This is a genomic window from Pseudomonas sp. R1-7, from assembly GCF_051132105.1.
Taxonomy (GTDB): Bacteria; Pseudomonadota; Gammaproteobacteria; order Pseudomonadales; family Pseudomonadaceae; genus Aquipseudomonas.
On the sequence record NZ_CP071661.1, the window covers coordinates 3509122 to 3534564 of the forward strand.

A 25443-nucleotide genomic window follows, 5' to 3' on the forward strand; every position below is an offset into this window, starting at 1 on the left:
CCGCCACCGCAACAATTCTGGAACGCAGGAAAAAGGCACCGCCGTCGGCAGCCCTAGCAATCCATTGCCGCTCCGGCCACCGAGTCAACGATAACTCAATTTTCCGTTGGCTACCGCGCCGACCATCAATAGCTTTGCCGGGATTGTATGCCTGTTATTCATCGCCAAAGCTGATTAGGTATGCACCTCGGCGCCTACGTCCGTAAGCGTCCGGCTAACTCACCTTCCGAAGTCCAGCATTAAGGGCGATGGTGTTCGCGTATTTTAAGCGGGCGCGATGACCTTATCTCTCAACGCCTGATCGCCCAAAGTCGCCCCTTAGTCGTTGTTTTTCGATTAATCACGTCAGGGCAGCATTCACTCGGCTGCCCAACTCTGGCTAGAAATCGGTGATTGTTGTACCGGCAACGGTTTCGGCGAAACCGACGCCGAGCAGGTGTGCCGGGGTTTCAAAAACTGCGCGCCGTTCCCCGCTCAGCACTCGGCGAGCCGCCTCAACCGCCGCCAGCGGTGTGTAGGTGTACCCGTTGACGGTCTCGATCACCGAGCGGGCCACACTGCTATCTGCATCCACGACCTCGGCCACGGCCAATGCTCGATGCGCCAGACGCTGCTCTTCACTCGGGCCTTCCGGCAATAGCGAGAGGTCGCCCTCGGGAAAGGCGGCATCCGGGATGTGCACGTACACGGCTATGTTAGGAATACCTGTGGAGCGCCAGCCCGTAACCAGATCCCCGAATGACAATGGCACACACAGCTTTGGGCCAGCGCCAAAATCAAACTCGCGGGGAGGCTGGTCGGGGACTGCCACGAGTTCCCCTTCAATACGCGCCAGAACCCCTGCGCCGATGATCTCACTCACGCTTGATGCCGAGCCGCGAGACATGGGGCCTGCCATTGCAGCGCCACGTTCAACGATTGGGGTTGTTCAACCCTGGCTGAGACATGCAGAGCCAGGCAGTCGGTCGGCACCACGTCCCAGCCAACGCCAGGCAACAACATGACACCCGCTTGCGCAGCTTCGAGATTCAATGACTCGGCCAGCCGGTAAACGTTGATCTCTGCGGTGATGTCGAGGTAGTCCACCCCTGTCCCGATACAGGCGCGCATCAAAGGCTCTGCGGTATATGCGAATGGCCCGGCGAAATTCAGCAGCACGCTGATACCGTCCAATGCGTCTGCCGTCACACCTTCAGCGCCAAATACGCGAAATGGCAGCTCCAGTTCGGCAGCCAGAGGCGCCAGTCGGTCAGCGCTACGGCCTGCCAGAATCAGATCCAGGCCCACCGCTTTGGCGTGCTGCGCGGCCATGCGTCCGGTATAGCCGGTCGCACCATAAATCATCAGAGTTTTCATTGGGCGTGCTGCCAATTCTTGTAAACGAATTCGAGGCTATAGCCGTCCGGGTCGAGGACGTTGGCCGCGTAGTAGTTCGGGTCGTAATGCAGACGTGCGCCGGGAGGGCCATTGTCTGTTGCCCCTTGGGCGATGGCCGCTGCATAGGCGACATCGACCTCGGCACGGCTATTGGCCACGAAACCTACGTGCACCGCCTGTCCCTCCACCACCCCTTCGCGCAGCCAGAAGAACATTCGGCCATGGGCGCCAAAGCCCTTGAGGTCAGGATGACCAGGAGGCCCGTCCTTGCCTTCGTAATCCAGACGCGCCGTGATGCCAAGCGGCGTCAGTGCTGCCTCATAAAAGTGTATCGAGCGCTTGATGTCGCTTACCGAGAGAAAAATATGATCGAGCATGGAGCCTCCATGATTCAGATGATGTAGCCGCCTGCGACTTCGATGGTTTGCGCGTTGATCCAGGCGCTTTCCTGAAAGAGCAGCATCGCAATAACACGAGCGACGTCTTGCGGCTCGCCCACCCGGCCCAGTGCTGTCTGACCGGCCAGCATGGCTTCAAACTCATCGTTCAAACCGCCCCCCAGCTCAGTACGAATGGCACCAGGCGAAACCGCATTGGCACGAATACCGCGCTCACACAATTCTTTCGCCATGTAGCGGGTCAGTACTTCGAGACCGCCTTTAAAGGCCGCATACGGCGCGACCCCTGCTGTCGCGACGCGCGTTGTGGCACTGGTCAGGTTGACGATGCTCGCGCCATCTTCAAGTAGCGGCAGCAGCGTTTGAGTGAGGAAGAAAGGCCCCTTGAGGTGCACTGCGAACAGGCCGTCGAATTGCTCCTCGCTGACTGACTCAAGCGGGTTGAACAGACCGTAGCCTGCGTTGTTTACCAGACCTGCCAGCGTGTTTGTGCCCCAGGTAATTTCCAGAGCGGAGACCACGGCATCACGAAATGCAGCAAAGCTTGAGGTGTTACTCACGTCCAGTCGCAGCGCAACCGCCTTGCCGCCAGCGGCCTCGATTTGCCGGACGACCTGGTGAGCTGCATCAGGATTCTGGTTGTAGGTAAGGATGACGCCCATGCCCCGTTCGGCAATATGGAGAGCGCCGCTGGCGCCGATGCCGCGACTGCCTCCGGTGATAACGATGACGCCCATGGTGCACTTCCCGTGTCGATGACTTGAGCCTCCACAGTAGAGTCTCCGGCCATCCAGAACGTGGCCATTCCTACTCGAAACCTGCCTGTTTCTGCTTTTTGCTTGCCAAGTCCCAAACGAGCCGGGCAGGATCCAGCCCATGACCACACAATTGAATGAACTGCGAGCCCTGACCTCAAGTGCTGAAAATCGGCGCACTGAGACAGGAATTCCCAGGGTAGCCATGGTGCAGGGTGAGATTCCCGAGCACATGCTGGCCGCCGTCTACGAGCCGATGATCAACCTGATTCTCCAGGGCAGTAAAACCATGACCGTCGGGGAGCAGACGTTGCACTATGACCCGGCGACGTACTTCGTGATGTCCATCGAGCTGCCCGCCGTGGGCACAGTTCATCCGGCGTCGACCGGAGAGCCTTATCTCGCGGTAAGCTTGACGCTCGACCCGGTGGCGCTAACCACGCTGCTGGCCGACCTACCTCTTCCGGCTGATCGCCATGACCAAGATCCGGGTTTTTCAGTAGCGCCGGTCACGCCTCAGTTGATGGACGCTTGGGTGCGCCTGCTGCGCTTGATGGGTGACCCGCAAAGTATCGCCGCCCTGGCGCCCGCATACGAACGCGAGATCCTCTACCGTGTACTCCAAGGCCCTCACGGCTGGATGCTGCGTGAAATCGCCGCGCCGGACTCTGCGATGGCCCGCGTCAATCAGGCCATTCAGTGGATCCGCCGCGACTTCGCCGAATCTATTCGGGTAGAACATATGGCAGAGAAAGCAGCGATGAGCGTTTCGGCATTTCACCGACACTTCAAGGCGGTAACCACACTGAGCCCTCTGCAATATCAGAAGCGTGTACGCCTGCTTCAGGCTCGCACCCTTATGGTTGCCAACGCCAGAAGCGTCACTGCGGCTGCCTTTGAAGTCGGGTATGAAAGCAGCACCCAGTTCAGCCGAGATTACGCAAAAGTCTTCGGGCTACCGCCCTCACGAGACGCTGCGCGCATTCAGCACGAGAGTAAAGTTTCAAGGGCCTGATCAGATCAAATACCGGCGAGGACTGCGGGATCTCCCGTCCGCCAGACGTTGTCCACCACGAAGTGCTGAATGCGCCAGGTTTCACCCTGCCTGACCAGCTTCACGTCGTAACGGTTTTTCATGAGATAGGAACGGGAGTGATCAGTTTTCAAAACATGTTGGGCTTCTACCAACGCATCCAGCACCGCCTTATCCCCTTCAAGGGCGACGCGGGGATTGTTCACAGAGTGCGTGGTATCGACTCGGCTAAGTGACGTCATGAGGGCCTATACGATGGTGTCACGACCTTCAAGAACAGGGTATTCGAAACCGGCTTTGGCTGCTGCGGGCCGGAAATCAGAAGCGGCACTATCTGTAAGCACCGAGGCCATAAGACCGGCATCACGAAGATCAATACTTGCAGCGTAGTCATATAAAGCTTCGGCGACTGCAAGCTTGTCAGCGGTTTCTTGATCGTATTGAGAGGACATGGCTAACACCCTAAGTTAACTAAAGCCTCAGGGTATAAGATGCGGATCAAATAACAATTACGCACTTTAAAGTAATCAGGTATATCCAAATACACCACATGCGCGAGCGCGAGGCGTGATCCATGAATAATACCAACATCGACATATCAAGCGGGACGGCCAGCTGTCCAAGCCGCTATTTGTTGGATCAGATCGGTGACAAGTGGACGATGTTGATTCTCACGACACTGTGTGAAAAGCCGCTTCGCTTTAACGAACTGAAGCGGTGCCTGGACGGTATCACTCAAAAAGCGCTGACCCAGGCGCTCAGAAGGCTCGAACGCAACGGGTTCCTTGCGCGCCGTGTCATACCCTCTTCACAAGTGGGGGTGGAGTATCGAATCACGCCGCTGGGGCGGACACTGGAAGAACCTTTCAAAGCTCTACATATCTGGACGATTGTGCATCTGGCGACAGTCGTCAAGGCGCAATTGGATTTTGATGAGCGCGAAACAGAAGCGAAATGACACTGTTGGATCACTCAGCTAACAGATGCAAACATGCCAGCGATAATCCTGGCATCGAGCAAAGCGTGGTGGGACAGCTCCGCACCTTCGCGGGTTGGCTTGAGCGTCGTTGCATCGGTAGGAAAATTACGAACGATCCTGGGCCAGCGTCCGTCCTCATAAACCAAGTCGCACAAAGGCTCCCAGTCGTAATTAGGGGCGTCAGTGACGATCTCGACTTCTTCTTTGAACGACGTCAGAAATCCGAGCAGCGTTGACCCAGCGTCAACAATGGGCCGTGAGTACCTCCCGCCCCATAGCTGCTGGAGCACGATTTCCTTAACGAACTCATTAGAGTCTTCTTCTCGCGTAAGCGTCCGCCACCTCGCCTCGCGTAAGTCAGGCCGGCCCCCACTGATGCGGCAGCAGCTGCCCGATCTCACTGGCACGCTGTGTCGGCAGCCGCGTCAGCACATCTTTGAGATAGGCATACGGATCATGCCCATTCATGCGCGCCGACTGGATTAGGCTCATGATCGCCGCCGCCCGTTTGCCACTGCGCAACGACCCGGCAAATAACCAGTTCGAGCGTCCGAGTGCCCATGGCCGTATCTGGTTCTCGACCTGGTTGTTGTCGATGGGCACAGCCCCATCGTTCAAGTAGCGCGTCAGCGCTACCCAGCGTTTCAGGCTGTAGTCGAGGGCTTTGGCCGTGGTTGATCCATTGGGCACCAGGTCGCGCTGGGCCAACATCCAGTCATGCAGTGTTTTGCTGATCGGTACCGCCATTTCCTGACGTATTCGCCAACGTTCGTTGCTCATGTCCCGAGCCTGGCGTTCAACCTCGTACAAACCGCCAATTGAGTGCAGCGCCTGTTCAGTCAGCTGGCTTTTATTGGCTATATGCAGGTCGAAGAACTTGCGGCGAGCATGAGCCATGCAGCCGATTTCCGGGATGCCCAGCTCGAAGCTGGCCTTGTAACCGGCGAAGTCGTCACAGACCAACTTGCCGCTCCACGTACCCAGAAAATTACGCGCATGTTCGCCGGCACGGCTTGGGCTGAAGTCGTAAACCACCGCTTTGAGCGCCGAAAACGGCGTAGTGCTATAGGCCCAGACATACGCTCGGTGGGTTTTCTTCTCGCCCGGCGCAAGCATTTGTACCGGTGTTTCATCGGCGTAAATTACGCTTTGGCTCAGCACAGCTTCACGCAGTGCATCGACCAGCGGCTGGAGCCGCACACCGGTTTGCCCGACCCACTGGGCTAAGGTAGAGCGAGCAATGGCCAGTCCGGCACGACCAAAGATCTTTTCCTGCCGGTACAGCGGCAAGTGATCGGCAAACTTGGCCACCATGACGTGGGGCAGCAGGCCTGCGGTCGGGATACCTTTGTCGATAACCTGCGCCGGCACCGGCGCCTGGATCAGTGTTTCGCACTGACGGCAGGCCCATTTGTCACGTACGTGTTGCTCAACGGTAAACACGCCTGGCGTGTAATCCAGCTTCTCGCTGACGTCTTCGCCGATGCGCTGAAGTTGGCAGCCACAGCCGCACTGAGTGCTTTCTGGTTCGTGTCGAATCACGGTGCGTGGAAACTGCGGCGGCAAGGGCGCACGTTTCGGGGATTGCCGGGCTTCGGCCTGCGGCGAAGCTGGGAGAAGCTGTTTCAGCTCGGCCTCGATCGCTTCAAGATCAGTATCGAGCAGGTCATCCAGCAAGCCGCCTTGCGCCGGGCTGATTTGCTCGCTGCGCTTGGCGAACTTGTGGCGTTTGAGAAGGGCGATTTCGTAAGTGAGCTGCTCGATGATGCCTCCATCGTTCTGAATCTTCTTGCTCATCGCCTCGACCTGGGACTGCAACTGCAACGCCTGTGCCGCCAAGGCACGAAGCTGTTCCGGCGTCATCTGGTCGAGGTTGGGCGAGAAAGTCATGCCGCCGATTGTGCCAGAGCAGGCACGTAACGACGACAAGCAGACCGGCCAAATGGCCGACGTTTACAGCATGCTGATCACACCGCCTGCGCCGACGCGCTGCCACGGCAGGCCCAGCACCAAAGCCTGGAGTTGTTCACTGTCGAGTTCGACCTCGCAGCCATGGCGAATGCCGGGCCAGTGGAACTTGCCTTGATTCAGCCGCCGCGCTGCAAGCCAGACGCCCATCGATGCGGATCATTGAGCGACAGCCCGGATAAATTGCGCGCAGCCCTCGGGATCTGAGGTTGGCCATTTCACTGTGATCACTTGGCCGGCCATGGGCAACTCGATGATCACTGACGCTTCGGCAGGCCGTTTAGGTGCGGCTTTTAGCGGTACGAATGCCGGTAGTGAAGTCGCTGGGGGCTGATCTCGATAGAGTGGCATCCATTTGCAGATGACGTTGGCATTGATGCCGTGGTTGATGGCGACACTGGATACGGTTGCGCCAGGTTGCAGGCATTCCTGAACGACTTGGGCTTTGAATGGTTTCGGATAAGAGCTTCGTTGGCGCATGGAAATCCTGGCGATGAGGGTGATCGCGTCCGCTTAAAAATACGCGGACACCTCGCCCTTAAAGCTGTAGTTCGGAAGGTGAGTTCGCCGGACGCTTACCTACGTCCAGCCTCGTCAGATGGATTGAATTAAAAGCCCTCCAAGTACTCAGTAACTCCTCACCGGGAGGAATAACGATGCCCTCAGCCACGTTGTACATAATCGATTACGAAATACATGGAGTGCCGAAGTCTTTCATCATTCGCTTAGACATCATGAATAACGCTGAGGCATGGCATTGGGCGAGTTGCGATGCGGGCGTGGGCCGGATTCCGAAGTTCGGTCGAGAAAAGGTCAGGCGTGTCAGCAAACCCCTCGCGGAGCGTTTAGGCATTTCCAATGTTCGCTGGCGCTTGTCGGGCGCAGAACCTTTCAAGCCCGCCGCCTACGTCCCACCAAGGTATTAGCTCCTTCATGAAGAGGGTGGTCCTTAAGCTGATTCGCGACCGCCCTCCACCATAAAGCGTCTGGTATCTGAAGGACCTTCTGACTCCTTTGTCGACGCAACGGAAGGGGGATACCGAAGGATTGCGGCCGCATAAATGGTCGATGCTGAGCGGCCTCATGACGATGATCTGCCATGATGATCCGAGTCTCGTATTACATCATTCAGAGCTAAGGGTCTCTGACTTAGCGGTGCATACAAAACACTGTTTAATTGTCAGCATCGTCTCGATGCGGGCAGAAGCACTTCCCCTACCCGCCCAAGCCCCTAAACAAATGCTTGAGCTACTCGATTGGTGCTTTTTCAAGTTAACGAACTCAGCGAGTCAGGCAGGAAGAGTACTCTTCCTGGTCCCCAAAACAGGCGGTCCACTCAAAATCTACGCTTTAATCGTGCCATTTACTCGGCTAGTTAAGCTTAACAACGGTAGGCACGGTAAGCCGGGTAAACACATACAGCAGCACACCCACTAAAACAAGTGCCCCGCCTCGCAGCCAAGTGCCCATGTTTTGCTGACTCAGCAATACGAGGCAAGACAGGATCGCCAGCCAGGGTACCCAGGTGGGAACCTGAAAATGTTCCTCTGCAACCTTGTCCTTGCGTAACACCAGCACGGCCATGTTGGTGCTAAGGAACACGAACAATAAAAGCAGCACCACGGTTTGCGCCAAGGTCGCCAACGTTCCTGTCAGCGTCAGTGCGATGGCGACGAGCGTCGTTGCAATAATCGCCGCCCACGGTGTGCGCCTGTGCGGCAGGACCCGTCCCAGGACATCTGGCAACAGCCCCAGATTTGCCATCCCATAGGTGAGTCGACTGGCCATGATCATGGTCAGCAGCGCTCCGTTGGCCACCGCGATGAGCGCGATAAAGGCGAACAGGCGCGGCGAAACGTCGAGCCCGGAAGCCCGAACCACTTCGAGTAATGGGGCCGATGTGGCGAGCAGTTTCTCCGTTGGCAACACTGAGGACGCGGCGACCCCAACGGCCATGTAAACCGCCCCTGCGGTAATCAGCGCCGCGAACAAGGCCCGTGGGTATACCTTGCGGACATCCTTGATTTCTTCCGCGAGATTAGCGGACGTCTCAAAACCCACGAACGAATAGAACGCCAGCAACGCCGCGCCCAACACCGCCAGTATTGGACTGACCCCAGGCTTGAACTCCAGCGCCCTTGCCAGTTCAGCTTCGCCAGAACTGAAAAAGTAACCCGCAGCAACGATGACCAACATCAGCCCTGACAGCTCGATCACGGTCATCAGCAGATTCGCCCCCAGCGATTCCTTGATCCCTCGCGCATTTAAGAGGGCAATGACCGGCAGGAAGACCAGCGCAGCAACGTGGGGTGATACCTGGATGAATGCGCCAAGATAATCCCCCGCGAAGGCCAGAGAGAGACCGGCGGCGCTGGTCACCGCCGCGGCGAGCATGCAAAAACCGACCAGGAACGATATCAGCGGTGACTTGAAAGCCTTTTCGGCAAACACCGACGCCGCACCCGCGTGAGGATATTTCGAGACAAGTTCGGCGTACGATCCTGCCGTCAGCATGGCGAAAAACAACGCGATCAACAACGGCACCCAGATCGCCCCGCCTACCTCTCCGGCGATGGTACCCGCCAGCGCATAAACGCCAGCGCCCAGTACATCGCCAAGGATGAACAGAAACAGCATCGGCCCCGTGACGGCGCGGCGCAAAGAGGGCTTGGGTTGTGACGGGTTTATTGTCATTTGAGGCTCTGCCAGGGGATTTTTTTCGCAAGATTCATCCGAGCGTCATGCCCTCGCATAACCTCTGAGCAGTGGAAAAATTCGCAGGCTAAAAGTTCACTTAATCGCCGATGGAGGTGCGGCACAAGAGTGGATTAGCTCGCGAACCGCCAGTCTCAAAGGCTCAAAATCCTCAAGTGGCACAAGCGGCAGCGCTTTCGGTCGGCCAGTCACTTTGACGGTGCCCCGCGGGTACGGGATTTAAACGCAAATGCTCGATAAAGAAGCCTCGGAATGCGCTCCGACTACTGCAAAGTAAGCGTAATGAAAGCAGGTGGTAGCGCCATGGCTTTGTCCGTTTGCACTCGAATCCATTTAAGGACGAGTCGGGCAATTACTGCCACATAAGTGGATGCCAACTCGATGTGCGTGATGTGAGCGATGCGTAGGCTGACTGCTTACGGTCAGTCTCGACGTTTAGCTCTTTGAGAACACCCTATAGCCGCGAAGACGCAGCCTGGTATCCAAAAGCCAGGATTGCCGGTGCCTAAGCCTACGGCAAGTAGCGAGACGCCTATTGGGAGCATGATGCGTTCTCCATAACCGAACAATCCATTCATAACTGATCTAAATTTAGCATAGGCCCATCGCAATAGTGGAAGAAACCGTCATTTTTGCAGGAACCATGAGACTCATCAGATCGCTAAGATGAGTAAAAAACGTAGATATCTCCCATGCAAGATGAGATGCCTGGGCGGTTACTGTGTTTTGCCCTAACGCCAACTTTGCTTTTTCCATTTGTTGGACCGGGCGCTCGGGTTGCGGGTACTCAACTGTGACACCTTTGCGGTGTCTGCGGCAGCCAACCAGTCATCGCTGGTGCTTCTGATCGGGCGACGAGCAGCGATCAGCCTGCTGCATCCCATCGAAACTTCTAGCGCTCATGCTTCACCTGAGGCCAGCATTCAACTCTGTTTTTCCCCAACCGCTTGGCTGCGTAAAGCGCTGAGTCAGCTGCCTTCAAAAGAGAGCCTTGGTCCAACCCGCTGGTTTCTGTAGAAGCGACCCCGAACGAAGCAGTCACTGTGAATGTCTGACCGTGATCCGTAAGACTCAACCCTTCAAGAGATGCTCGTATGACCTCAGCACGTGACGTAGCGCTCTCTGAGGAACATTCTGGAAGAATCACAATCAATTCCTCTCCGCCAAATCGACATGCGATGTCTGACGATCTCAACGATCGCAAAAGCAAAGCGGAAACCGCACGAAGCACAGCGTCGCCTGCTGGATGGCCATAGGAGTCATTTAGATGTTTGAAGTTATCGAGGTCTAGCATGACGACACTCAGGGCTGACCCGTTGCGCTCAGAGCGCGCCAGTTCGCGCTTTAACGCCTCGTCCATGAACCGCCGGTTATACAGCCCTGTCAGCGGATCCTTGATGGATTGAGTTTCCAATACTTGGCGCATCCGGCCATTCGCCAACGCCAGAGCCGTTTGTTCCGCCACAGCCTCAGCAATCTGTAACCGCTCTTCGGATAGGTCCCGCAGTCCAACCTGACGGATATGCAACAGCCCCAGAATCTCGCCATAAGCCATTAAGGGCAAACAGCAATCGGTCACTTGGTCGGTGCCCGACGCCGCTGGATAATGGCGACAGGAAAGGTCGTGGTGATGCTCAGTCAAATGCCATCGCCCTCGCCGGATCGCCCAGCAGTCCTTGGGGTTGAGCATCACATCAGCAGCCGTCCCTTCAGCTTGGCCCCACGACGCCGCACACTGAAGAACATCCGCCGAGTTGCGATAGAGAAAAAACTCCCCTTCACTGGCGGGTATTAGTCGCTGACAGTAGGTGCTGGCCAGTTGGAGCGTTTCCGTTTGAGTCAACTCCGTCTGCGCCAGTCTTGCCATTTCGGCGAGAAGGCCTATCTCCCCGTTGCGCCGCTTCAACCGCTCCAGGCTCTGGCTCAGTTGATCACTGACGAGGATGGCCGCCGCGGCGGACTCCGATTGACGTCGCACGCTTCGTCGCATGGATATATAGATAAAGCGACCTAAGCCCAAGGTCACGATAAAACTGACGATGGAGATCGCGACGGCCCAGCGGATGTTGCTTAAAAGTTGACGCTCGAGAACCGCGAGCTCCTCTGCTTCGTCACTGATCAGTTCTGCACTGATGGTGCGCACAGTGTCCATCAGGTCCTTACCACCGCCTGCGGCAATCTCAGCCTCTGCCGCATCATTTCCGTGGAGGCTTACCAGCTTCACCACCCGATCCAAATGCGTCATTTTCAGTTCAGCGTGGCGGATAAACTCTTCAACGCGACCAATCTCTTCGGCGGGATCGCCTTGATAGGACGCGCGCAGGGCCTTGAGCGCCGAAGGCAGTTGGGACACCGCGATGTAATAAGGTTGTAGAAAAACATCCTTTTCGGTCAGAGCATAACCACGCTCACCGGTCTCGGCATCAACCAACAAGCCCTGTACAGCGCGGATACGATCTATCTGCGCCTCGACAACGTTTCGCTCCAGGCGCGTCTCATTTGTCCAGAACAGCGTGGTGGGACTCACGGCCGCGGTGACGGCCATAACAATACTCGCGGCAGCGGTAGCGAAGAGAAGGCTTGCTTTACGATCAGGCATTAACGATCACGCTCTTGGGGGCCAATGATGTCGGCATGCAGAAGAAAACGGCAGGAGGCGGAGGCAGTTAACAGGTTATCGCACCCAATAATAAGGCAAGTAACCGCTATCGCCAGGTGTCGGGGTAGCTAGGAGATTGCGCTAAGAAGCTCCCATTGAATCCTTGAGGAACCACTCATCAGATTTAGACGCTGGACGAGGTACTGCCTCGCTACGAGGTTAAGGGGCCGGGGCCAGCATGCGCTGTTCCACCCAAGGGGCGCCCCGCACGGCACAATCCGTCGACACAATCCCGAACTATCTTCTCGCAGGCAAATCGGATAATAGGCCAATGATCGAGAGAAATCTGTGGCACTGGGCGGGACATGTGAGGGGGAACCCGGCTTATGATCCCACCACCATTCCAATTATCACGGTGCCTACTTTCGAGATCTCGATGGCAACAAGCTGTGCGTCTGCTGTCATGACTCGGTGCCGACTGATTCTGGCACCACGGGCAAAAGCCTTTATAACCGTTGCGCCCGCCCTCCTACCGCCTGAGTCAAATTGGCCGTCAGTAAGTCTATTAAAACAGCGACCTTGGGCAGCGTCTCACGGCTTTTCTGCCAGGCAAGATTGATCGCCATCCCATCTGTTGCCAACTGGGGCAGTACTTCGACTAATGTTCCTTCGTCCAATTGCCGTTGGACCAACCAGGACGGCAACTGGACGATACCGCAGCCCGCCAACACCGCAACCACCAAGCCCTCGCCATCGCCCACCACCAGCGTTGGAGCCACCTGCATCCTGGCCGTTTCGCCCCAGTGGCGCCCGGCGAAATTCCAAGGGCTGACATTTCCATCCCGCCATCCGTAGGCGATGCACCGGTGCTGTTCCAGATCAAGGTCCGTCAGGGGCGTGCCATGCCTGGCGAGATACGCAGGTGATGCGCAGAAAATATACCATTCGCTACCCAGGTACCGATGCCCCAACGTGTCCGGCCATACCTCTGCGCCGCCCAAACGGATAGCGATGTCCACACCTTCCTGTACGGCGTCGATGAAACTGTCGGAGAACGAAATGTGCGGGACCAATTGGGGGTATCGCTCCAGGCAGCGCAAGACGACAGGCAGTACCTGGGAACGGCCGAAAGCACCGGGAAGGTCGATCCGGACCCTGCCACGGGGCTCGGCGTTTTCAGCCTGTAGCGACAGCTCGGCTTCTTCGAGGTCGGCAAGCACGCTTGTGCATGTGCGAAAAAAGGCGCCCCCTGCATCGGTCAGCGAAACACGTCGGGTCGTACGGTCGAACAGTCGGACGCCGAGCCGGCTTTCCAGGCGAGCAACGCTTTTACTGATGGCAGAACCCGTGAGGCTCATCCGTTCAGCAGCAGCCTTGAAGCTGCCGGCTTCAGCGACGCAGACGAATACATCGATGCCCTTCAATCGTTCGGAGGAAAACATGGACACCCTTGATTCATGATCCTAATTCACTCAATGCAAGAAAAAACATCATAAATCATAATTGAAATCCTCAGTAAGCTTAGCAGCCGCCTAATCACTGCGCGATAAACGCTGTGCATGAAATTCCGCTCGAATGAGGCAAGGATGCTCACCACCCTTAAACGCTATCCCCCGTCAGTCAATTTGCTGCTTTCAGCGTCACTCATCTTGACGCTGGCCCGGGCAATCACGCTGCCCTACCTGGTAATCTACCTGTCGGGCAACTTTGGATTGAACGTCGCCGACATCGGCCTGGTGATCGGCAGCACATTGATCATCGGTTCCCTGTTGAGCCTCTACGGCGGCTTCCTGGTGGACAATATGCCCAGCCACCGACTCATCCTGGGATTCAGCGCACTATTCACGGTGGGGTTTCTCGGGATGTTTCTGGCTCGCGAGCTCTGGCTGTTCTACGGTTGCCTGATACTGGTCAACCTGGCTTATGCCGTCATCGACATCGCGGTCAAGGCAGGGTTTGGCAGCGTGGTTGCAATCGCCGAGCGCAGCGAAGCGTTCTCAATCAAATACACGCTGACCAACATCGGTTATGCCGTTGGGCCGTTTCTGGGGGCGGGCATGGCCAAGCTGGACATCAGCTTGCCATTCCTGTTGTCCGGCATGCTGGGTGCCGGATTCTGCCTGGTCTATTTCGTCTGGGGCGACAGAGGCCTGACGGTCGTTGATGCGAGCCACAAACCTGTGCCTTTCCTGGCCGTAGGCAAGCTTTTGCTCCGGGATTACCGCTTAGTGTGCTTCACCCTCGGCGGTCTGCTCAGCGCGGTGGTCTTCGGCCAGTTCACGGCCTATCTCTCACAGTACCTGGTGGTCACGACATCAGCAGAGTTCACCTATCGCACCATCAGCGCCATTGTAACGACCAATGCGCTGATGGTGATCAGCCTGCAATACGCCATTGGCCGAAGAGTCTCTCAACATCATCTGAACCTGTGGCTGACGGCGGGGCTGAGTCTGTTCATCCTTGGGTTGGCCGGCTTTGCCCTGGCCGATACCCTCGTGCTCTGGGTGATTGCCATGGCGGTGTTCACGCTCGGAGAGATCATTGTCTTCCCCGCTGAATACATGTTCATCGACAACATCGCGCCCGACCACTTGCGAGGCATGTACTACGCTGCGCAAAATCTTGGCAACCTCGGCGCCGCCTCCGGACCGGTGCTGTGTGGCCTGGTATTGGCGACGCAACCGCCTCACTGCATCTTCTACATGCTCGCCCTCTTCATTGTTGCCGGTGGCGTGTTTTATTTCCTGGGGGCTTGGAGGCTGGTCGACTCGCCGGCCAAGAGGTAACGCACGGCTTGTCACGGGCCGGTAAATAACGACCGGACGGGGCGCTAAAGAGAGCAAGACTGGCGGAGCGTATTGTGCCCGTTGGCCTCATGCTGGGTCCTCTCCAGGGGAAAGACCATGACCGACACACAAACAGATGGTTGCTGCGGTGTGAATTGCCCGACACTCAGGAGCTGAGATTATTCCTGATGAGCAATGCCGCGGACGTCGAAGTCGTGTCGCCCGCCCCCCCTTCGCTGTCATGTCCGCGAGCAATTCGAAACAGCGGTCCAGCCTGATGAACTCCTGCAACACCCGTTCATCGGCGCGCCGAATCATGTGGCGTGGTAATCCTCGGGAAACTCCGGGCGATAGGCGTCGTCTTCGAGCAACTGCCGCCAGGCTTTCAGTTCATTTTCAAGTAGGTTTCACTCACGGGCGGTTGTCCTTTAAAAGTTCGAGCCAGTGGTCCCACCCCGGATAAACTAGGGTGGCGCCAGATGGTAAGCAAGGCTCAGCTCACTTACGCAAGAAGATCTTGCTTGATGAAGTTGCGCACCGGCCAGGTGCGTTTCCTCCTGTTCCAGGGCATGGCCGAAGCGCTTGGCAATCAGTGGATGGGCCCCCTTCTGGACCAGTTCGATCAGCAACTCCCAAGCGGCGTTGTCCTCTCGATTGTCAGGATCGCGCTCATCGATTGGGACACGGTCGTGCGTGGGGCGGTCAATACTTGCAGCACGCCCACGACCTTGACGCCCGCCACCATCCGAATCCATTTGCATTAAGCAAAAATTGCGTCCATAAACGTAAGCTTCGAGGTAACCGTCCGAGCAACACATCTTCCTGATGCCATCGGTTAAGGCGATGGTGTCCACCTAAATTTAAGTGGACACCATTTTTAGCCTTTTTAAGCGGACGCCAATGCCACAAGAACGCCGTTCCTATTCCAAGTCCTTCAAGGCCCAGGTCATTACTGAGTGCGCCCATCCTGACACTTCAATTGCCAATGTCGCCTTGACCCACAACCTCAATGCAAACCTCGTCCATAAATGGATTCGGGTGCATGCGCAGAAAAACCTGGCACTGCAAACTGCCTTCATCCCGGTCAAGACTTCGCCGCCGGTGCCGATGCATCAGGCCCTTCCTGCCACGATCCGAATCGAAGTGCCGCATCCAAAAGGTGTAGTCGTGGTGAGTTGGCCAGCAGAAAATGCAGCGGCGTGTTCTGCTTTCCTACGAGACCTGCTGCGATGATCCGCGTCGATTCCATCTGGCTCGCCACCGAGCCCATGGACATGCGCGCCGGCACTGAAACCGCGCTCGCACGAGTCGTGGCGGTGTTCGGTGCGGCGAAGCCGCACTGTGCCTATCTGTTCGCCAACCGCCGCGCCAATCGAATGAAAGTGCTGGTGCATGACGGCGTGGGGATTTGGCTTGCCGCCCGGCGTTTGAATCAAGGACGCTTCTTCTGGCCGGGTGTGCGACACGGCTCCGAAGTTGAGTTGGATGCCGAGCAACTTCAGGCCCTGGTGCTCGGTTTACCTTGGCAGCGCGTCGGTGCAGGCGGAATCATCTCGATGCTTTAACATCTGCCATGGCGTGCTTGCCAGCGCAATTGGCCCATCAGTCTATCGTCGCCATCAGCCCTCTCTGGCAAAATCGGCGGCATGACTTTGCATCCAAATCTCGATCAATTAAACCCTGAACAACTGCGTGCCCTGGCGGCGCAGTTGATCCAGCGCGTCGAGACAATGGACAAGCAAATCACTCATCACAAGTCGGTCAACGAGAAACTGGCCCACGAGATCGCGCTGCTCAAACGCTTCAAGTTTGCCAAGCGCAGCGAGCAGTTGAGCCCGGATCAAGCCAGCCTGCTCGACGACTTGATCGATACGGATATCGCCGCTATCGAAGCCGAACTTGAGGCGCTGCAACCGGCACCTGTCGAAGCCAAAGTGCGCCAGCAACCCAAGCGCGCACCGCTGCCACCGCAGTTTCCTCGCACACTGATCCATCACGAACCGGACAACAGCCACTGCCAGTGCGGCTGCGCCCTCAAGCGCATCGGCGAAGACGCCAGCGAAAAGCTCGACTACACGCCCGGCGTATTCACCGTCGAGCGTCACATCCGTGGAAAGTGGGCCTGCGAGCAGTGTGAAACGCTAATCCAGGCGCCGGTACCGGCGCACGTCATCGACAAAGGCGTCCCGACCGCAGGCCTGCTGGCCCACATCATGGTGGCCAAGTTCGCCGACCATCTGCCGCTGTATCGCCAAGAGAAAATCTTCGGCCGCGCCGGGCTGCCCATCGCCCGTTCGACACTGGCGCAGTGGGTGGGTCAAACCGGCGTACAACTGCAACCGCTCGTGGAAGCACTGCGCGAGGCAGTGCTGGCCCAGCGAGTCGTCCATGCCGATGAAACACCCGTGCAGATGCTGGCACCGGGTGAAAAGAAAACGCACCGAGCGTATGTCTGGGCCTACTGCACGACACCATTCTCGGCACTGAAGGCGGTAGTCTACGACTTCAGCCCGAGCCGTGCTGGCGAACATGCGCGCAACTTCCTGGGCACTTGGAACGGCAAGCTGGTCTGCGATGGCTTCGCAGGCTACAAGGCCGGCTTCGAAGGGGGCATCACCGAAATCGGCTGCATGGCCCATGCTCGCCGCAAGTTCTTCGACCTGCATGTGGCGAACAAAAGCCAACTGGCCGAACAGGCGCTGCACTCAATCGGCGGCCTATACGAGGTTGAACGAAAGGCCAAAGAGATGAGCGATGAAGATCGCTGGCGATTACGTCAAGAAATGGCGATTCCTATCGCGGAGAAGTTGCATGAGTGGATGCTGGCTCAGCGCGAACTTGTGCCCGAGGGCTCGGCCACAGCCAAGGCTCTGGATTACAGCCTGAAACGCTGGGTAGCGCTGACGCGCTACCTCAATGATGGTGCTGTGCCCATCGACAACAATCGGGTCGAAAATACGATCCGGCCTTGGGCCCTTGGCCGTTCGAATTGGCTCTTCGCCGGATCACTGCGCAGCGGTAAACGAGCGGCGGCAATTATGAGCTTGATTCAATCGGCACGCATGAATGGGCATGATCCGTTCGCGTATCTCAAGGATGTACTGACGCGGTTGCCGACACAGAGGGCCAGTGCAATTGACCAATTACTACCGCATCAATGGGCACAGGGCTCCTAACACGCTATGAGCTACATTCAGTCCGACGCGTCTGAATCTAATGGTGTCGATGGAGGTATTTGCCATGCGGGTTTTTTGTCATCCTGACTGTCGAAAATACGCCGCGCCTTGCGGAAATCCTCAACGTTCTCGACAACCCAAGTCCAGATAGGTGACATGCGGATCAACAGTCCCATACCCAGCGGCGTCAGCTCATACTCGACACGTGGCGGAATCTCACCGAACTCCCGCCGAACCACTAGCCCATCCCGCTCCATGGAGCGTAGCGTCTTGGTTAACATCCGCTGAGTCACCCCAGTCATCTGCCTTTTTATTTCGGCATGGCGCATCGTGCCGTAAACCCCCAGGGCATGCAGAATACCTAACGACCAGCGGCTACCTGCGTGAGCAAGCACTTCTCGTCTGACGCCATCATCGTCTTCTCTAAGCGTTCGGCAAATTGTTTCTGCCTGGCTGAGAGCCTCCTGATCGGTCATTTCATTCTCTGGTATCACAGGTGTGCCTTCTTACGAACGTTGCCTAATCGTGCAAGCATTTGTTCATCTTACAGGCAACAGGTCTCAGGAGAAATCATGACCGAAGTGACCCAGCTTTCCCCCCAATCCATTCTCGTTCTAGGCGCCGGTGAGCTTGGGCTGCCGGTTCTGCGCAATCTTGCGCGAGTAGCAAAGCGCGCGCCCGGCTCCACAATCAGCGTCCTGCTCAGGGATTCGACCATCAACACTCAGGTGCCCGAGAAAAAGGTCGAAATCGATGAGCTTCGAGATCTTGGCATCCAGATGGTGGCCGCAGATCTCGTGAATAATTCAATCGATCAGTTGGCTGAAGTGTTCGCACGGTTCGATACCGTAATAGGCTGCGCAGGCATGGTTGCAGGCCGGGAAACCCCGATGAAGCTGGCTACAGCAGCTCTCAAGTCCGGTGTGAAGCGCTACTTTCCTTGGCAGTTTGGTGTCGACTTCGAGGTAATCGGTCGGGGCAGTCCTCAAGATCTGTTCGATGCTCAGCTTGATGTACGCGAATTGCTTCGCGCCCAGGATAAAACTGAATGGGTAATCATCTCGACGGGTATGTTCACCAGCTTTCTATTCGAGCCAGTATTCGAGGTGGTTGACTTCGAAAACGATACCGTGAACGCGCTAGGCAGTCTTGAGACCAGCGTGACGCTCACGACTCCAGAAGACATTGGTGCGTTGACAGCGGAAATTGTTTTCTTCGAACCTCGCTTCCGCGATCAGATTGTGTACCTCTCGGGAGATACAGTGACGTACGGAGAGGTTGCGAGCCTCCTCGAACGTGTACTGGGTCGCCCGTTCAAACGTAACGTGTGGACTGTTCCGTACTTGCTCCAAGAATTGGAGAGAGACCCAACGCATCACATCAAGAAGTACCGCGCTGTGTTCGCCCAGGGCAGAGGCGTGGCCTGGCCTAAAGCAGGCACTTTCAACGCGCAGCAGTCGACTCAAGTCACGACCGCTGAGGAGTGGGCCCGTGCAAATCTGGCAACCTCATCAGCATAAGGGCAGTAGCTGAACGAACGTTCTCGCGCTCGGAGTTGACCTGCTAAAAAGCTCCTCAGTCTGATAATGGGCGCTGATAACCGAAGCTAAGGCGCGGAGAATGGGTCTGGTAATCCAAGACGACCGAATCTTTATCTTATCCGCACCATCTGCCGAGGTCTGAGGCGTCCCACTTCACTATCTATTGAGTTTTCTAAGCGCGAATTCCGAACCACGGTGACTTAACCAAGCGCTTACTAAAGCCTTGCAAATGAGCGTGGTTTTGAGGAGCACGGGGGAGAATGGTGTGGTCAAGGTGTGTCTGCCGGACGCTTACGCTTCGAGAAACTAAAGGCGCTCCTCTCTTACCAATCAAAGGCCGGATGACACGCGAGGACGATCATGAGAAATAACGCCATTATTTCCGCTTGGCATGAAGCCACCGACCGCACAAACGAACTGTTTCGAGAGGCTGATCGTCTCAACGCGATCGCTTATGAACTGCTAACCCATGCCACAGATTCGCCTGAAGCCATGATCGCGTTTCAAAACGCGCGCGCAGCAGCTGATGCGAAATGCCTTGAAGGCAAAAAAGCCTGGGACCAGGCGAGGGCCGTATTTCGGAAAAAACACTGATCGCTAGTCGCGCTTCAATCGAACGTTCACCCGATTTGTGAGGAACTAAACCTTCCATCAGGGTGTGGTTGGTAATCTTGTGTTTCGTTTTTAGAGAGGGAGGTGTGTATCTATGCAACTCGATAGCCACTGTCGGAATATTATCGTTATTGGGGCTTCCGCCGGTGGAGTCGAAGCATTAAGGAGTCTATTTCGCTCCTTACCCTCTGACTTGCCAGCGGCTTTTTTGGTAGTGCTACATATTCCTCCGCACTCGCCGAGTGAGCTAGGCAGGATACTTGCTCGTGAAACCAGCATGAAGGTCATTTCGGTCCAAGCCAATCAACCGCTCAAAACCTCAACCGTCTACGTCGCCAGCGCTGATCACCATCTGCTTGTGACGAAGGAGGGGGTCCGCCTTACTCGCGGACCGAAGGAATGCAGAGTTCGTCCGGCTATCGATGTACTCTTTCGCTCAGCGTCGATGGCTTATGACTCCAGGGTGATCGGAGTGATACTGACCGGCGCGCTAGACGATGGAACTGCGGGGCTTTGGGCGATAAAAGACAGAAACGGTACGGCACTTGTGCAGGATCCTTCCGAAGCTACTTATGATTCCATGCCCCGTAGTGCAATAGAGCACGTCGAAACAGACTTTGTAGGCACACTCACTGAGCTGGCGAATCAGATAGCAACGCGGGTTAGATTGCCGATCAAGCAACTGGCCACAAGGCCCTTAAACGAGCGCCATCTGATCGAGACGAGCATCAGTGAAAATGGCAACGGCTTGGAAGCTGGCGTCATGAGTATAGGGAATATTTCGAGCTATACATGCCCCGATTGTCATGGAGTTTTGGTGCAGATAGAAGAAGGATCGATTGTCAGGTTTCGCTGCCATACGGGCCATGCGTTTTCGATCAAGACCCTAATCGCTGAAATTAACGCCGCGATTGATACTGGGCTCTGGGATGCGCTCAGGGCGGTTGAAGAAAGAATTCTACTGCTTCGTCAAATGGGCGACCTGGCAGAAGCGCAAGGTTCTAAGAAAGATGCCGAGCGTTCCCGTTTCCGGGCCAAGGACGCAGAAGACCGCTTGAAGCCGCTCCGCGAACTTATACTGGACCCAGACTTTTTTCGCACCAGCTGAGTGACCTAATCACTCAAGTCCCATAACGGCGATCGAAAAGCTATTTCGTGGCTTTTCAAACGCCGCCCCAAAGGCATGCCGGTAACGAAGAAATCAACGTCAGAACATCTATTATGACGTGTTGGAGTTATCGGCGATGGGCCGCACTTAGTGGGCGCGTGAGAATACTTGTTCATATGGCCGCGGGTGACGGTCAACCGCTCACTCCGTGCAAGACTATTTTCGCATCAAATAAAGCATCCGTTCCAGATCTGGCCTATATGGCGATTTATGAGATGCCAATAACCACCGATTCAATTTTCTCTCGCTCAACGGTTTGCGTTTACTGAATTTGGCTGTGAGGAACGATTCAACTCTCACGATACCATTAGCCTATAACCGAAACAGGCCTGCACGTTCGGCCTATCTTACCTAACAGGTCTCCAGTAGCGCATTGTCTGACGCCAACGGCCGAGTTCGGTACAGAAGCAGCCATTCGTGAACGACCACTTCCGAGCCATAGCAGAGCCAAAGTCTTGCCAATTAGTGAGGCATATCTAAGACCGGCGGCTAAGTACACGTGGTGTTTGATGCTAAAAAGTAAACTGGTTTACCTTCTCTCGCCTCTGGTTTCCCCCAGAATTCGGGCTGCATCGCCCGCTGGTGGCAAACCAAACACCCGTACGTAATCGCGACTGAGTTGCGTAGCGCTTTCACAACCCACTTCAAGCGCCGCACGGGTGACACTTTTGGCACTCGACTATCAGTGTCCGTGTCTGTAGCAGGCGAACCCTTTTCTGATCCTGCAAAGGGCCCAGTGCTGTAACAGCTTTGAAGTGACGGTAGAAGGCTGAAACACTCACCGCAGCGCGTTGCGCCAATGCCTCCGCTCCTATGGATTCAGGGAAGTCACGGCGCATTTATTGAATGGCCAAGCTGACCCTAGCCATGGCGCTATCGGGGGCCCCGATGTCACGCAGCATCCAGCTGTGAGGCCCATGCAAGACGCGAAACGAAATCTCACGTTCGTAGACGGGTGCCAGGGCCGCAATCTCTTCGGGCCGATTCATCAAGCGCAGCATGCGTACCCATGCATCCATCAGATCAGGTGTAACCGGGGCTACCGAGAAGCCGGCATTCTTGTCGTACTGCCCGTCGGGTTTTGGAAGGTCTGCCAATAAGGTTGCCATGATGCAGCTGATCGATTACGTCACCACGGTGTCGATCATCCTCACGGGCGCCGCACTGATTCGAGAACGTGAACACGGCACCCTTGAACACCTGCTGGTGATGCCGCTGCGCGCGTTTGAAATCATGATAGCCAAGGTCTGGTCCATGGGCCTGGTGGTGCTGGTGGCCACCGCCTTCGCCGTGTGGGTGGTCGTGCGAGGTTGGTTGGCGGTGCCTATCAGCGGCTCGATCGGGTTGTACCTGTTGGGAACCGCATTGCATCTGTTCGCGACCACCTCCATCGGCATCTACTTGGGCGCGGTGGCGCGCTCCATGCCGCAACTTGGGCTGTTGAGCATTTTGATCCTGATTCCACTGCAGTTGCTTTCCGGAGGGGCAACACCCCGTGAAAACATGCCGGATCTGGTGCAAAACGTGACGCTGGCCGCCCCAACCACACACTTTGTCAGCTTCGCCCAGGGCATTCTGTACCGCGGCGCGGGGCTGGCAATTGTCTGGCCGCAGTTCCTGGCGATTGCAGCTATCGGTGCACTGTTTTTCTTCGCGGCGCTATTTCGGTTTCGCCAAGCGATAACGCAAATGGCCAGAGCTCGGGCAGAACCCTTCTTCCAGCCTCGGCCTACAGCGGCAGCGGCCAATGCCGCTGGAACCTGTACAAAAAGGATACCAAAGTACAATTTATTGATGCCTTTGTGCCATCAATAATCCCGCCCAACGTGCCTGATCCACCTGTTCAGGAGAGGCCCCACATTCACCGGGGCGCTCCTGCACGCTCGAATCAACATCATAAGACTGTGGAAAGGACCTCCCGCCAGAGCCAAGAAGTAACGTCGCTACATGCGCCAGCTGAGCCATCTACCTGGACATGTCGGGTGCCAACCAAGCCAACGTTATTGGCCGGACCGTGCAAAACATAAGGGTTGTTGCCGCGATCTCGGCACACCCAACGATTGGGCTGGGAGGCTTTATGAAACTCAAATCGCTGCAAATCAGAATCTGCGTGACGGCGGGCATCTGCCTGTTTGTTTCATCACTGAGTCTGGTGCTCTACGGGCTATTCTCCTCCAGGTCCAACGAGCAATACGTCGCCACCGAGGTCTCGGCCTTGGTCGAGCGTTCGACTATCCGGGAGATCCAGAACCTGGCGGAATCCCGGGCCAACGCCATCCAGGCCAAATTGCAGAATGCCCTGGATGCGGCGCGTACCATGGCCAACGCGTTTGCCGCGAGCAAAACCTCACAAAGCCCTCTAGTAATGGGCCGGGAGCAGATCAACGCCGTATTGCTCGGGGTGCTCAAGGATAACCCTGACTTCAATGGCACCTATTCCTGCTGGGAACCGGACGCATTGGATGGCCAGGACCTTGCGTTTCGCACGGCCCAGGATGGGAGCAATCCGGAGACCGGCCGGTTTACACCTTATTGGACGCGCAGCGCAGGCGGCCACATCGCGGTGCAGCCGCTGGTTGAATATGACTCCTTGGACCGCCATCCCAACGGCGTGCCTAAGGGCGGTTGGTACAGCGGTCCCCGCGACACCCTGAAAGAAAGCGTGCTTGACCCGATTCCGTACGTGGTCCAGGGAAAAAATGTCTGGCTGACCACCCTGTCGGTGCCGATCGTTTCAAACGGCAAATTTTACGGCGTGGTCGGGGCCGACTTCGACATCGCCTTTATCCAGAAACTCAGCGAGCAAATGTCCGCTGAGCTTTACAGCGGCAAAGGCTCGGTGTCGATTCTCAGTAATCAGGGCTTGGTGGTGGCTGACAGTCAGCGCACGGACTTGATTGGCCAGCCCATCAAGGCGTTGCTGCCTGAGTCCTGGGAAACGGTGCTGGGCGCGATTCAGAGCGGGCGCGGTAATGGCGTGCTCAACACGCAAACGCAACAAATCGAAGTTCTGATGCCCATTGAGCTTGGCCGCACCGGTAAACCGTGGGCGGTATTGATTCGTCTGCCCAAGGCCGTGGTCATGAGCCAGGCCATTGCCCTGGAGCAAGAACTGCAGGCGCGCAGTCTTCGTAACAGCATCTGGCAGGTCTCTGTGGGTTTGGGCATCTCGTTGCTGGCCCTGGTCGCCTTGTGGTTCGCCGCCGCGAAAATCGTCGGCCCGATCCGCGAAGCAGCTGCCCTGGCCGCCAACATCAGCCTGGGGGATTTCTCGCGGCGTCTGGTGCAGAAAACCGAAGATGAGGTAGGACAGTTGTCCCTGGCCTTGAATGACATGTCTGAAAGCCTGCAAAGGCAAGTGCGGGTCGCAGAACGCATTTCTGAAGGTGACCTGGACCTGGAGGTTCGTTTGTCCTCGCCCAACGACACCTTGGGCAAATCGCTGGAAAAAATGGTCAGCAACCTCAACCAACTGATCTCTCAAGTTCAGTCCAGTGCAACCCAGATCACCGGAAGCTCGGCGCAGGTCACCGACCTCAGTCAGTCGTTGTCTGAAGGCGCGGCGAACTCCGCCTCGTCCATCACCGAAATCAGCGCGGTCATGACCCAAATGGCCGCCCAGACCCGAGACAACGCCGCCAACGCCAAGCAAGCGGACGAGCAATCCCAGGCATCGCGGGCCGACGCGGGAGAAAGCGATCAACTGATGGGCGAATTGATTGCCGCCATGGCCGAGATTGACGACTCGGGCAAAGACATCACGGCGATCATCACGACCATCGACAACATCGCCGCGCAAACCAATTTGCTGGCGTTGAACGCGGCCATTGAGGCTGCCCGGGCGGGTGAATTGGGACGAGGTTTTGCCGTCGTCGCAGACGAAGTCCGCAGCCTGGCGGCGCGCAGTGCCGAGGCCGCTCAGCAAACGGCCGCACTGATCGCCGACTCCTCGAGCAAGACGCAACGCGGCATGGTCATCGCGAGCCGAACCGCCGAATCGTTGAAGAATATCGTCAATGGAACCGGCGCGGTTTCCAGCCTGGTGTCGCTGATTTACCAAGCCTCCAGTGAGCAAGCCTCGGGATTGCAGCAAGCGAGCATCGGGCTTGAGCAAATCGATGAAGTGACCCAAAAGAACCAATCCAACTCGCTGGAATGCGCGGTGGCGGCCAAGGATCTTTCGGAACGGGCGGCACTGATGCAGAAGGAACTGAGTCGTTTCAAGGTGAAACATTAACGAGCGCGACGAAAATAAGGTCCCTGCTGATGTGCCAGCCGTTCATAGGGTGCGGCACCAATAGTCGACTCGCGTTCTAAAAGATAAAGAAACACAGGG

23 protein-coding genes and 4 pseudogenes are annotated in these 25443 nt (G+C 56.6%); 13 read left to right on the top strand and 14 right to left on the bottom strand.

What is annotated here, in order from left to right; all coding sequences use genetic code 11:
* Positions 1–379 precede the first annotated feature (379 nt).
* The 3 genes and pseudogenes from J3P79_RS15575 to J3P79_RS15585 form a co-directional block, all read right to left on the bottom strand.
* Positions 380–1356: pseudogene (locus J3P79_RS15575) on the bottom strand (saccharopine dehydrogenase family protein).
* On the bottom strand, positions 1353–1754 hold the full coding sequence (locus J3P79_RS15580) for a VOC family protein (protein WP_434603913.1): 402 nt from the start codon (positions 1752–1754) through the stop codon (positions 1353–1355). The pseudogene J3P79_RS15575 and the gene J3P79_RS15580 overlap by 4 nt, the downstream one beginning before the upstream one ends.
* A gap of 14 nt (positions 1755–1768) precedes the next feature.
* Positions 1769–2512, bottom strand: coding sequence for an SDR family NAD(P)-dependent oxidoreductase (locus J3P79_RS15585; RefSeq protein ID WP_434603915.1), 744 nt, complete (start codon positions 2510–2512; stop codon positions 1769–1771).
* 139 nt (positions 2513–2651) lie between these two features.
* Here J3P79_RS15585 and J3P79_RS15590 point away from each other — a divergent pair, with 139 nt between their 5' ends.
* Entirely contained in the window at positions 2652–3545 is an 894-nt protein-coding gene (locus J3P79_RS15590) for an AraC family transcriptional regulator (RefSeq protein WP_029240836.1), read from the top strand.
* Positions 3546–3550: 5 nt separating this feature from the next.
* Here J3P79_RS15590 and J3P79_RS15595 read toward each other — a convergent pair whose 3' ends face one another.
* Positions 3551–3769, bottom strand: a complete 219-nt coding sequence (locus J3P79_RS15595; protein ID WP_434603918.1) for a nuclear transport factor 2 family protein — start codon at positions 3767–3769, stop codon at positions 3551–3553.
* Between the two features lie 42 nt (positions 3770–3811).
* On the bottom strand, positions 3812–4015 hold the full coding sequence (locus J3P79_RS15600; RefSeq protein WP_434603920.1) for a hypothetical protein: 204 nt from the start codon (positions 4013–4015) through the stop codon (positions 3812–3814).
* 122 nt (positions 4016–4137) lie between these two features.
* On the opposite strand from J3P79_RS15600, the gene J3P79_RS15605 reads away from it, so the two are divergent.
* Positions 4138–4521, top strand: a complete 384-nt coding sequence (locus tag J3P79_RS15605) for a winged helix-turn-helix transcriptional regulator (protein ID WP_434603922.1) — start codon at positions 4138–4140, stop codon at positions 4519–4521.
* Between the two features lie 14 nt (positions 4522–4535).
* Here J3P79_RS15605 and J3P79_RS15610 read toward each other — a convergent pair.
* From J3P79_RS15610 to tnpA (J3P79_RS15625), 4 genes and pseudogenes are all read right to left on the bottom strand, one after another.
* Positions 4536–4868 (bottom strand): annotated as a pseudogene (locus J3P79_RS15610) (hypothetical protein); the annotation flags it as partial.
* Positions 4869–4899: 31 nt separating this feature from the next.
* Positions 4900–6432, bottom strand: coding sequence for an IS66 family transposase (gene tnpC, locus J3P79_RS15615; RefSeq protein WP_434603924.1), 1533 nt, complete (start codon positions 6430–6432; stop codon positions 4900–4902).
* A 63-nt stretch (positions 6433–6495) separates the two neighbouring features.
* Positions 6496–6660 (bottom strand): IS66 family insertion sequence element accessory protein TnpB, encoded by a 165-nt coding sequence (gene tnpB / locus J3P79_RS15620; RefSeq protein WP_434603926.1) that lies wholly within the window; start codon positions 6658–6660, stop codon positions 6496–6498.
* A gap of 9 nt (positions 6661–6669) precedes the next feature.
* Complete coding sequence (gene tnpA, locus J3P79_RS15625) at positions 6670–6990, bottom strand: IS66-like element accessory protein TnpA (RefSeq protein ID WP_434603928.1); 321 nt, start codon at positions 6988–6990, stop codon at positions 6670–6672.
* A gap of 176 nt (positions 6991–7166) precedes the next feature.
* On the opposite strand from tnpA (J3P79_RS15625), the gene J3P79_RS15630 reads away from it, so the two are divergent.
* The gene (locus J3P79_RS15630) at positions 7167–7436 is read left to right on the top strand and encodes a DUF6555 family protein (protein WP_434575625.1); all 270 of its coding nucleotides are present in this window, start codon (positions 7167–7169) and stop codon (positions 7434–7436) included.
* Positions 7437–7881: 445 nt separating this feature from the next.
* Here the strand turns inward: J3P79_RS15630 and J3P79_RS15635 are convergent, their stop codons facing one another.
* The 3 genes from J3P79_RS15635 to J3P79_RS15645 all read right to left on the bottom strand — a co-directional run bounded on the left by J3P79_RS15635 (position 7882) and on the right by J3P79_RS15645 (position 13266).
* Positions 7882–9204, bottom strand: a complete 1323-nt coding sequence (locus J3P79_RS15635) for an APC family permease (protein WP_434603930.1) — start codon at positions 9202–9204, stop codon at positions 7882–7884.
* A gap of 913 nt (positions 9205–10117) precedes the next feature.
* On the bottom strand, positions 10118–11824 hold the full coding sequence (locus J3P79_RS15640; RefSeq protein WP_434603933.1) for a diguanylate cyclase: 1707 nt from the start codon (positions 11822–11824) through the stop codon (positions 10118–10120).
* Positions 11825–12330: 506 nt separating this feature from the next.
* Entirely contained in the window at positions 12331–13266 is a 936-nt protein-coding gene (locus J3P79_RS15645; RefSeq protein ID WP_434603936.1) for a LysR substrate-binding domain-containing protein, read from the bottom strand.
* Positions 13267–13410: 144 nt separating this feature from the next.
* On the opposite strand from J3P79_RS15645, the gene J3P79_RS15650 reads away from it, so the two are divergent.
* From J3P79_RS15650 to tnpC (J3P79_RS15670), 5 genes are all read left to right on the top strand, one after another.
* Positions 13411–14610 (top strand): MFS transporter, encoded by a 1200-nt coding sequence (locus tag J3P79_RS15650; protein WP_434603938.1) that lies wholly within the window; start codon positions 13411–13413, stop codon positions 14608–14610.
* Between the two features lie 524 nt (positions 14611–15134).
* Positions 15135–15374 (top strand): hypothetical protein, encoded by a 240-nt coding sequence (locus J3P79_RS15655; protein ID WP_434603940.1) that lies wholly within the window; start codon positions 15135–15137, stop codon positions 15372–15374.
* A gap of 136 nt (positions 15375–15510) precedes the next feature.
* Complete coding sequence (tnpA, locus tag J3P79_RS15660; protein WP_003173944.1) at positions 15511–15843, top strand: IS66-like element accessory protein TnpA; 333 nt, start codon at positions 15511–15513, stop codon at positions 15841–15843.
* Entirely contained in the window at positions 15840–16175 is a 336-nt protein-coding gene (gene tnpB, locus J3P79_RS15665; RefSeq protein ID WP_003177794.1) for an IS66 family insertion sequence element accessory protein TnpB, read from the top strand. Before tnpA (J3P79_RS15660) ends, tnpB (J3P79_RS15665) begins: the two co-directional genes overlap by 4 nt.
* Before the next feature lie 81 nt (positions 16176–16256).
* Positions 16257–17786 carry an IS66 family transposase gene (gene tnpC / locus J3P79_RS15670; RefSeq protein ID WP_042944682.1) on the top strand — a complete coding sequence of 510 codons (1530 nt, stop codon included), beginning with the start codon at positions 16257–16259 and terminating at the stop codon, positions 17784–17786.
* A 17-nt stretch (positions 17787–17803) separates the two neighbouring features.
* On the opposite strand, the gene J3P79_RS15675 is transcribed toward tnpC (J3P79_RS15670), so the two are convergent.
* Positions 17804–18262, bottom strand: coding sequence for a winged helix-turn-helix transcriptional regulator (locus J3P79_RS15675; protein WP_003429427.1), 459 nt, complete (start codon positions 18260–18262; stop codon positions 17804–17806).
* Between the two features lie 96 nt (positions 18263–18358).
* Between J3P79_RS15675 and J3P79_RS15680 the strand changes: the two genes are divergently transcribed.
* From J3P79_RS15680 to J3P79_RS15690, 3 genes are all read left to right on the top strand, one after another.
* Positions 18359–19306, top strand: coding sequence for an aromatic alcohol reductase (locus tag J3P79_RS15680; protein ID WP_003173940.1), 948 nt, complete (start codon positions 18359–18361; stop codon positions 19304–19306).
* A gap of 381 nt (positions 19307–19687) precedes the next feature.
* Positions 19688–19921, top strand: a complete 234-nt coding sequence (locus J3P79_RS15685; RefSeq protein ID WP_434575618.1) for a hypothetical protein — start codon at positions 19688–19690, stop codon at positions 19919–19921.
* A gap of 112 nt (positions 19922–20033) precedes the next feature.
* Positions 20034–21047, top strand: a complete 1014-nt coding sequence (locus J3P79_RS15690) for a chemotaxis protein CheB (RefSeq protein WP_434603944.1) — start codon at positions 20034–20036, stop codon at positions 21045–21047.
* A gap of 589 nt (positions 21048–21636) precedes the next feature.
* Here J3P79_RS15690 and J3P79_RS15695 read toward each other — a convergent pair.
* Positions 21637–22219, bottom strand: a pseudogene (locus J3P79_RS15695) (AraC family transcriptional regulator N-terminal domain-containing protein); the annotation flags it as partial.
* Between the two features lie 19 nt (positions 22220–22238).
* Between J3P79_RS15695 and J3P79_RS15700 the strand changes: the two are divergent.
* Positions 22239–22802: pseudogene (locus J3P79_RS15700) on the top strand (ABC transporter permease); the annotation flags it as partial.
* 382 nt (positions 22803–23184) lie between these two features.
* Positions 23185–25344 (top strand): methyl-accepting chemotaxis protein, encoded by a 2160-nt coding sequence (locus J3P79_RS15705; RefSeq protein ID WP_434603946.1) that lies wholly within the window; start codon positions 23185–23187, stop codon positions 25342–25344.
* Positions 25345–25443: the final 99 nt, after the last annotated feature.

What these genes read in the sequence shown, in the direction of transcription:
- J3P79_RS15580 (WP_434603913.1), bottom strand. Translation starts at nt 1,754, where the DNA reads ATGCTCGATCATATTTTTCTCTCGGTAAGCGACATCAAGCGCTCGATA.
- J3P79_RS15585 (WP_434603915.1), bottom strand. Translation starts at nt 2,512, where the DNA reads ATGGGCGTCATCGTTATCACCGGAGGCAGTCGCGGCATCGGCGCCAGC.
- J3P79_RS15590 (WP_029240836.1), top strand. Translation starts at nt 2,652, where the DNA reads ATGACCACACAATTGAATGAACTGCGAGCCCTGACCTCAAGTGCTGAA.
- J3P79_RS15600 (WP_434603920.1), bottom strand. Translation starts at nt 4,015, where the DNA reads ATGTCCTCTCAATACGATCAAGAAACCGCTGACAAGCTTGCAGTCGCC.
- J3P79_RS15605 (WP_434603922.1), top strand. Translation starts at nt 4,138, where the DNA reads ATGAATAATACCAACATCGACATATCAAGCGGGACGGCCAGCTGTCCA.
- tnpC (WP_434603924.1), bottom strand. Translation starts at nt 6,432, where the DNA reads ATGACTTTCTCGCCCAACCTCGACCAGATGACGCCGGAACAGCTTCGT.
- tnpB (WP_434603926.1), bottom strand. Translation starts at nt 6,660, where the DNA reads ATGGGCGTCTGGCTTGCAGCGCGGCGGCTGAATCAAGGCAAGTTCCAC.
- tnpA (WP_434603928.1), bottom strand. Translation starts at nt 6,990, where the DNA reads ATGCGCCAACGAAGCTCTTATCCGAAACCATTCAAAGCCCAAGTCGTT.
- J3P79_RS15630 (WP_434575625.1), top strand. Translation starts at nt 7,167, where the DNA reads ATGCCCTCAGCCACGTTGTACATAATCGATTACGAAATACATGGAGTG.
- J3P79_RS15635 (WP_434603930.1), bottom strand. Translation starts at nt 9,204, where the DNA reads ATGACAATAAACCCGTCACAACCCAAGCCCTCTTTGCGCCGCGCCGTC.
- J3P79_RS15640 (WP_434603933.1), bottom strand. Translation starts at nt 11,824, where the DNA reads ATGCCTGATCGTAAAGCAAGCCTTCTCTTCGCTACCGCTGCCGCGAGT.
- J3P79_RS15645 (WP_434603936.1), bottom strand. Translation starts at nt 13,266, where the DNA reads ATGTTTTCCTCCGAACGATTGAAGGGCATCGATGTATTCGTCTGCGTC.
- J3P79_RS15650 (WP_434603938.1), top strand. Translation starts at nt 13,411, where the DNA reads ATGCTCACCACCCTTAAACGCTATCCCCCGTCAGTCAATTTGCTGCTT.
- J3P79_RS15655 (WP_434603940.1), top strand. Translation starts at nt 15,135, where the DNA reads ATGAAGTTGCGCACCGGCCAGGTGCGTTTCCTCCTGTTCCAGGGCATG.
- tnpA (WP_003173944.1), top strand. Translation starts at nt 15,511, where the DNA reads ATGCCACAAGAACGCCGTTCCTATTCCAAGTCCTTCAAGGCCCAGGTC.
- tnpB (WP_003177794.1), top strand. Translation starts at nt 15,840, where the DNA reads ATGATCCGCGTCGATTCCATCTGGCTCGCCACCGAGCCCATGGACATG.
- tnpC (WP_042944682.1), top strand. Translation starts at nt 16,257, where the DNA reads ATGACTTTGCATCCAAATCTCGATCAATTAAACCCTGAACAACTGCGT.
- J3P79_RS15675 (WP_003429427.1), bottom strand. Translation starts at nt 18,262, where the DNA reads ATGACCGATCAGGAGGCTCTCAGCCAGGCAGAAACAATTTGCCGAACG.
- J3P79_RS15680 (WP_003173940.1), top strand. Translation starts at nt 18,359, where the DNA reads ATGACCGAAGTGACCCAGCTTTCCCCCCAATCCATTCTCGTTCTAGGC.
- J3P79_RS15685 (WP_434575618.1), top strand. Translation starts at nt 19,688, where the DNA reads ATGAGAAATAACGCCATTATTTCCGCTTGGCATGAAGCCACCGACCGC.
- J3P79_RS15690 (WP_434603944.1), top strand. Translation starts at nt 20,034, where the DNA reads ATGCAACTCGATAGCCACTGTCGGAATATTATCGTTATTGGGGCTTCC.
- J3P79_RS15705 (WP_434603946.1), top strand. Translation starts at nt 23,185, where the DNA reads ATGAAACTCAAATCGCTGCAAATCAGAATCTGCGTGACGGCGGGCATC.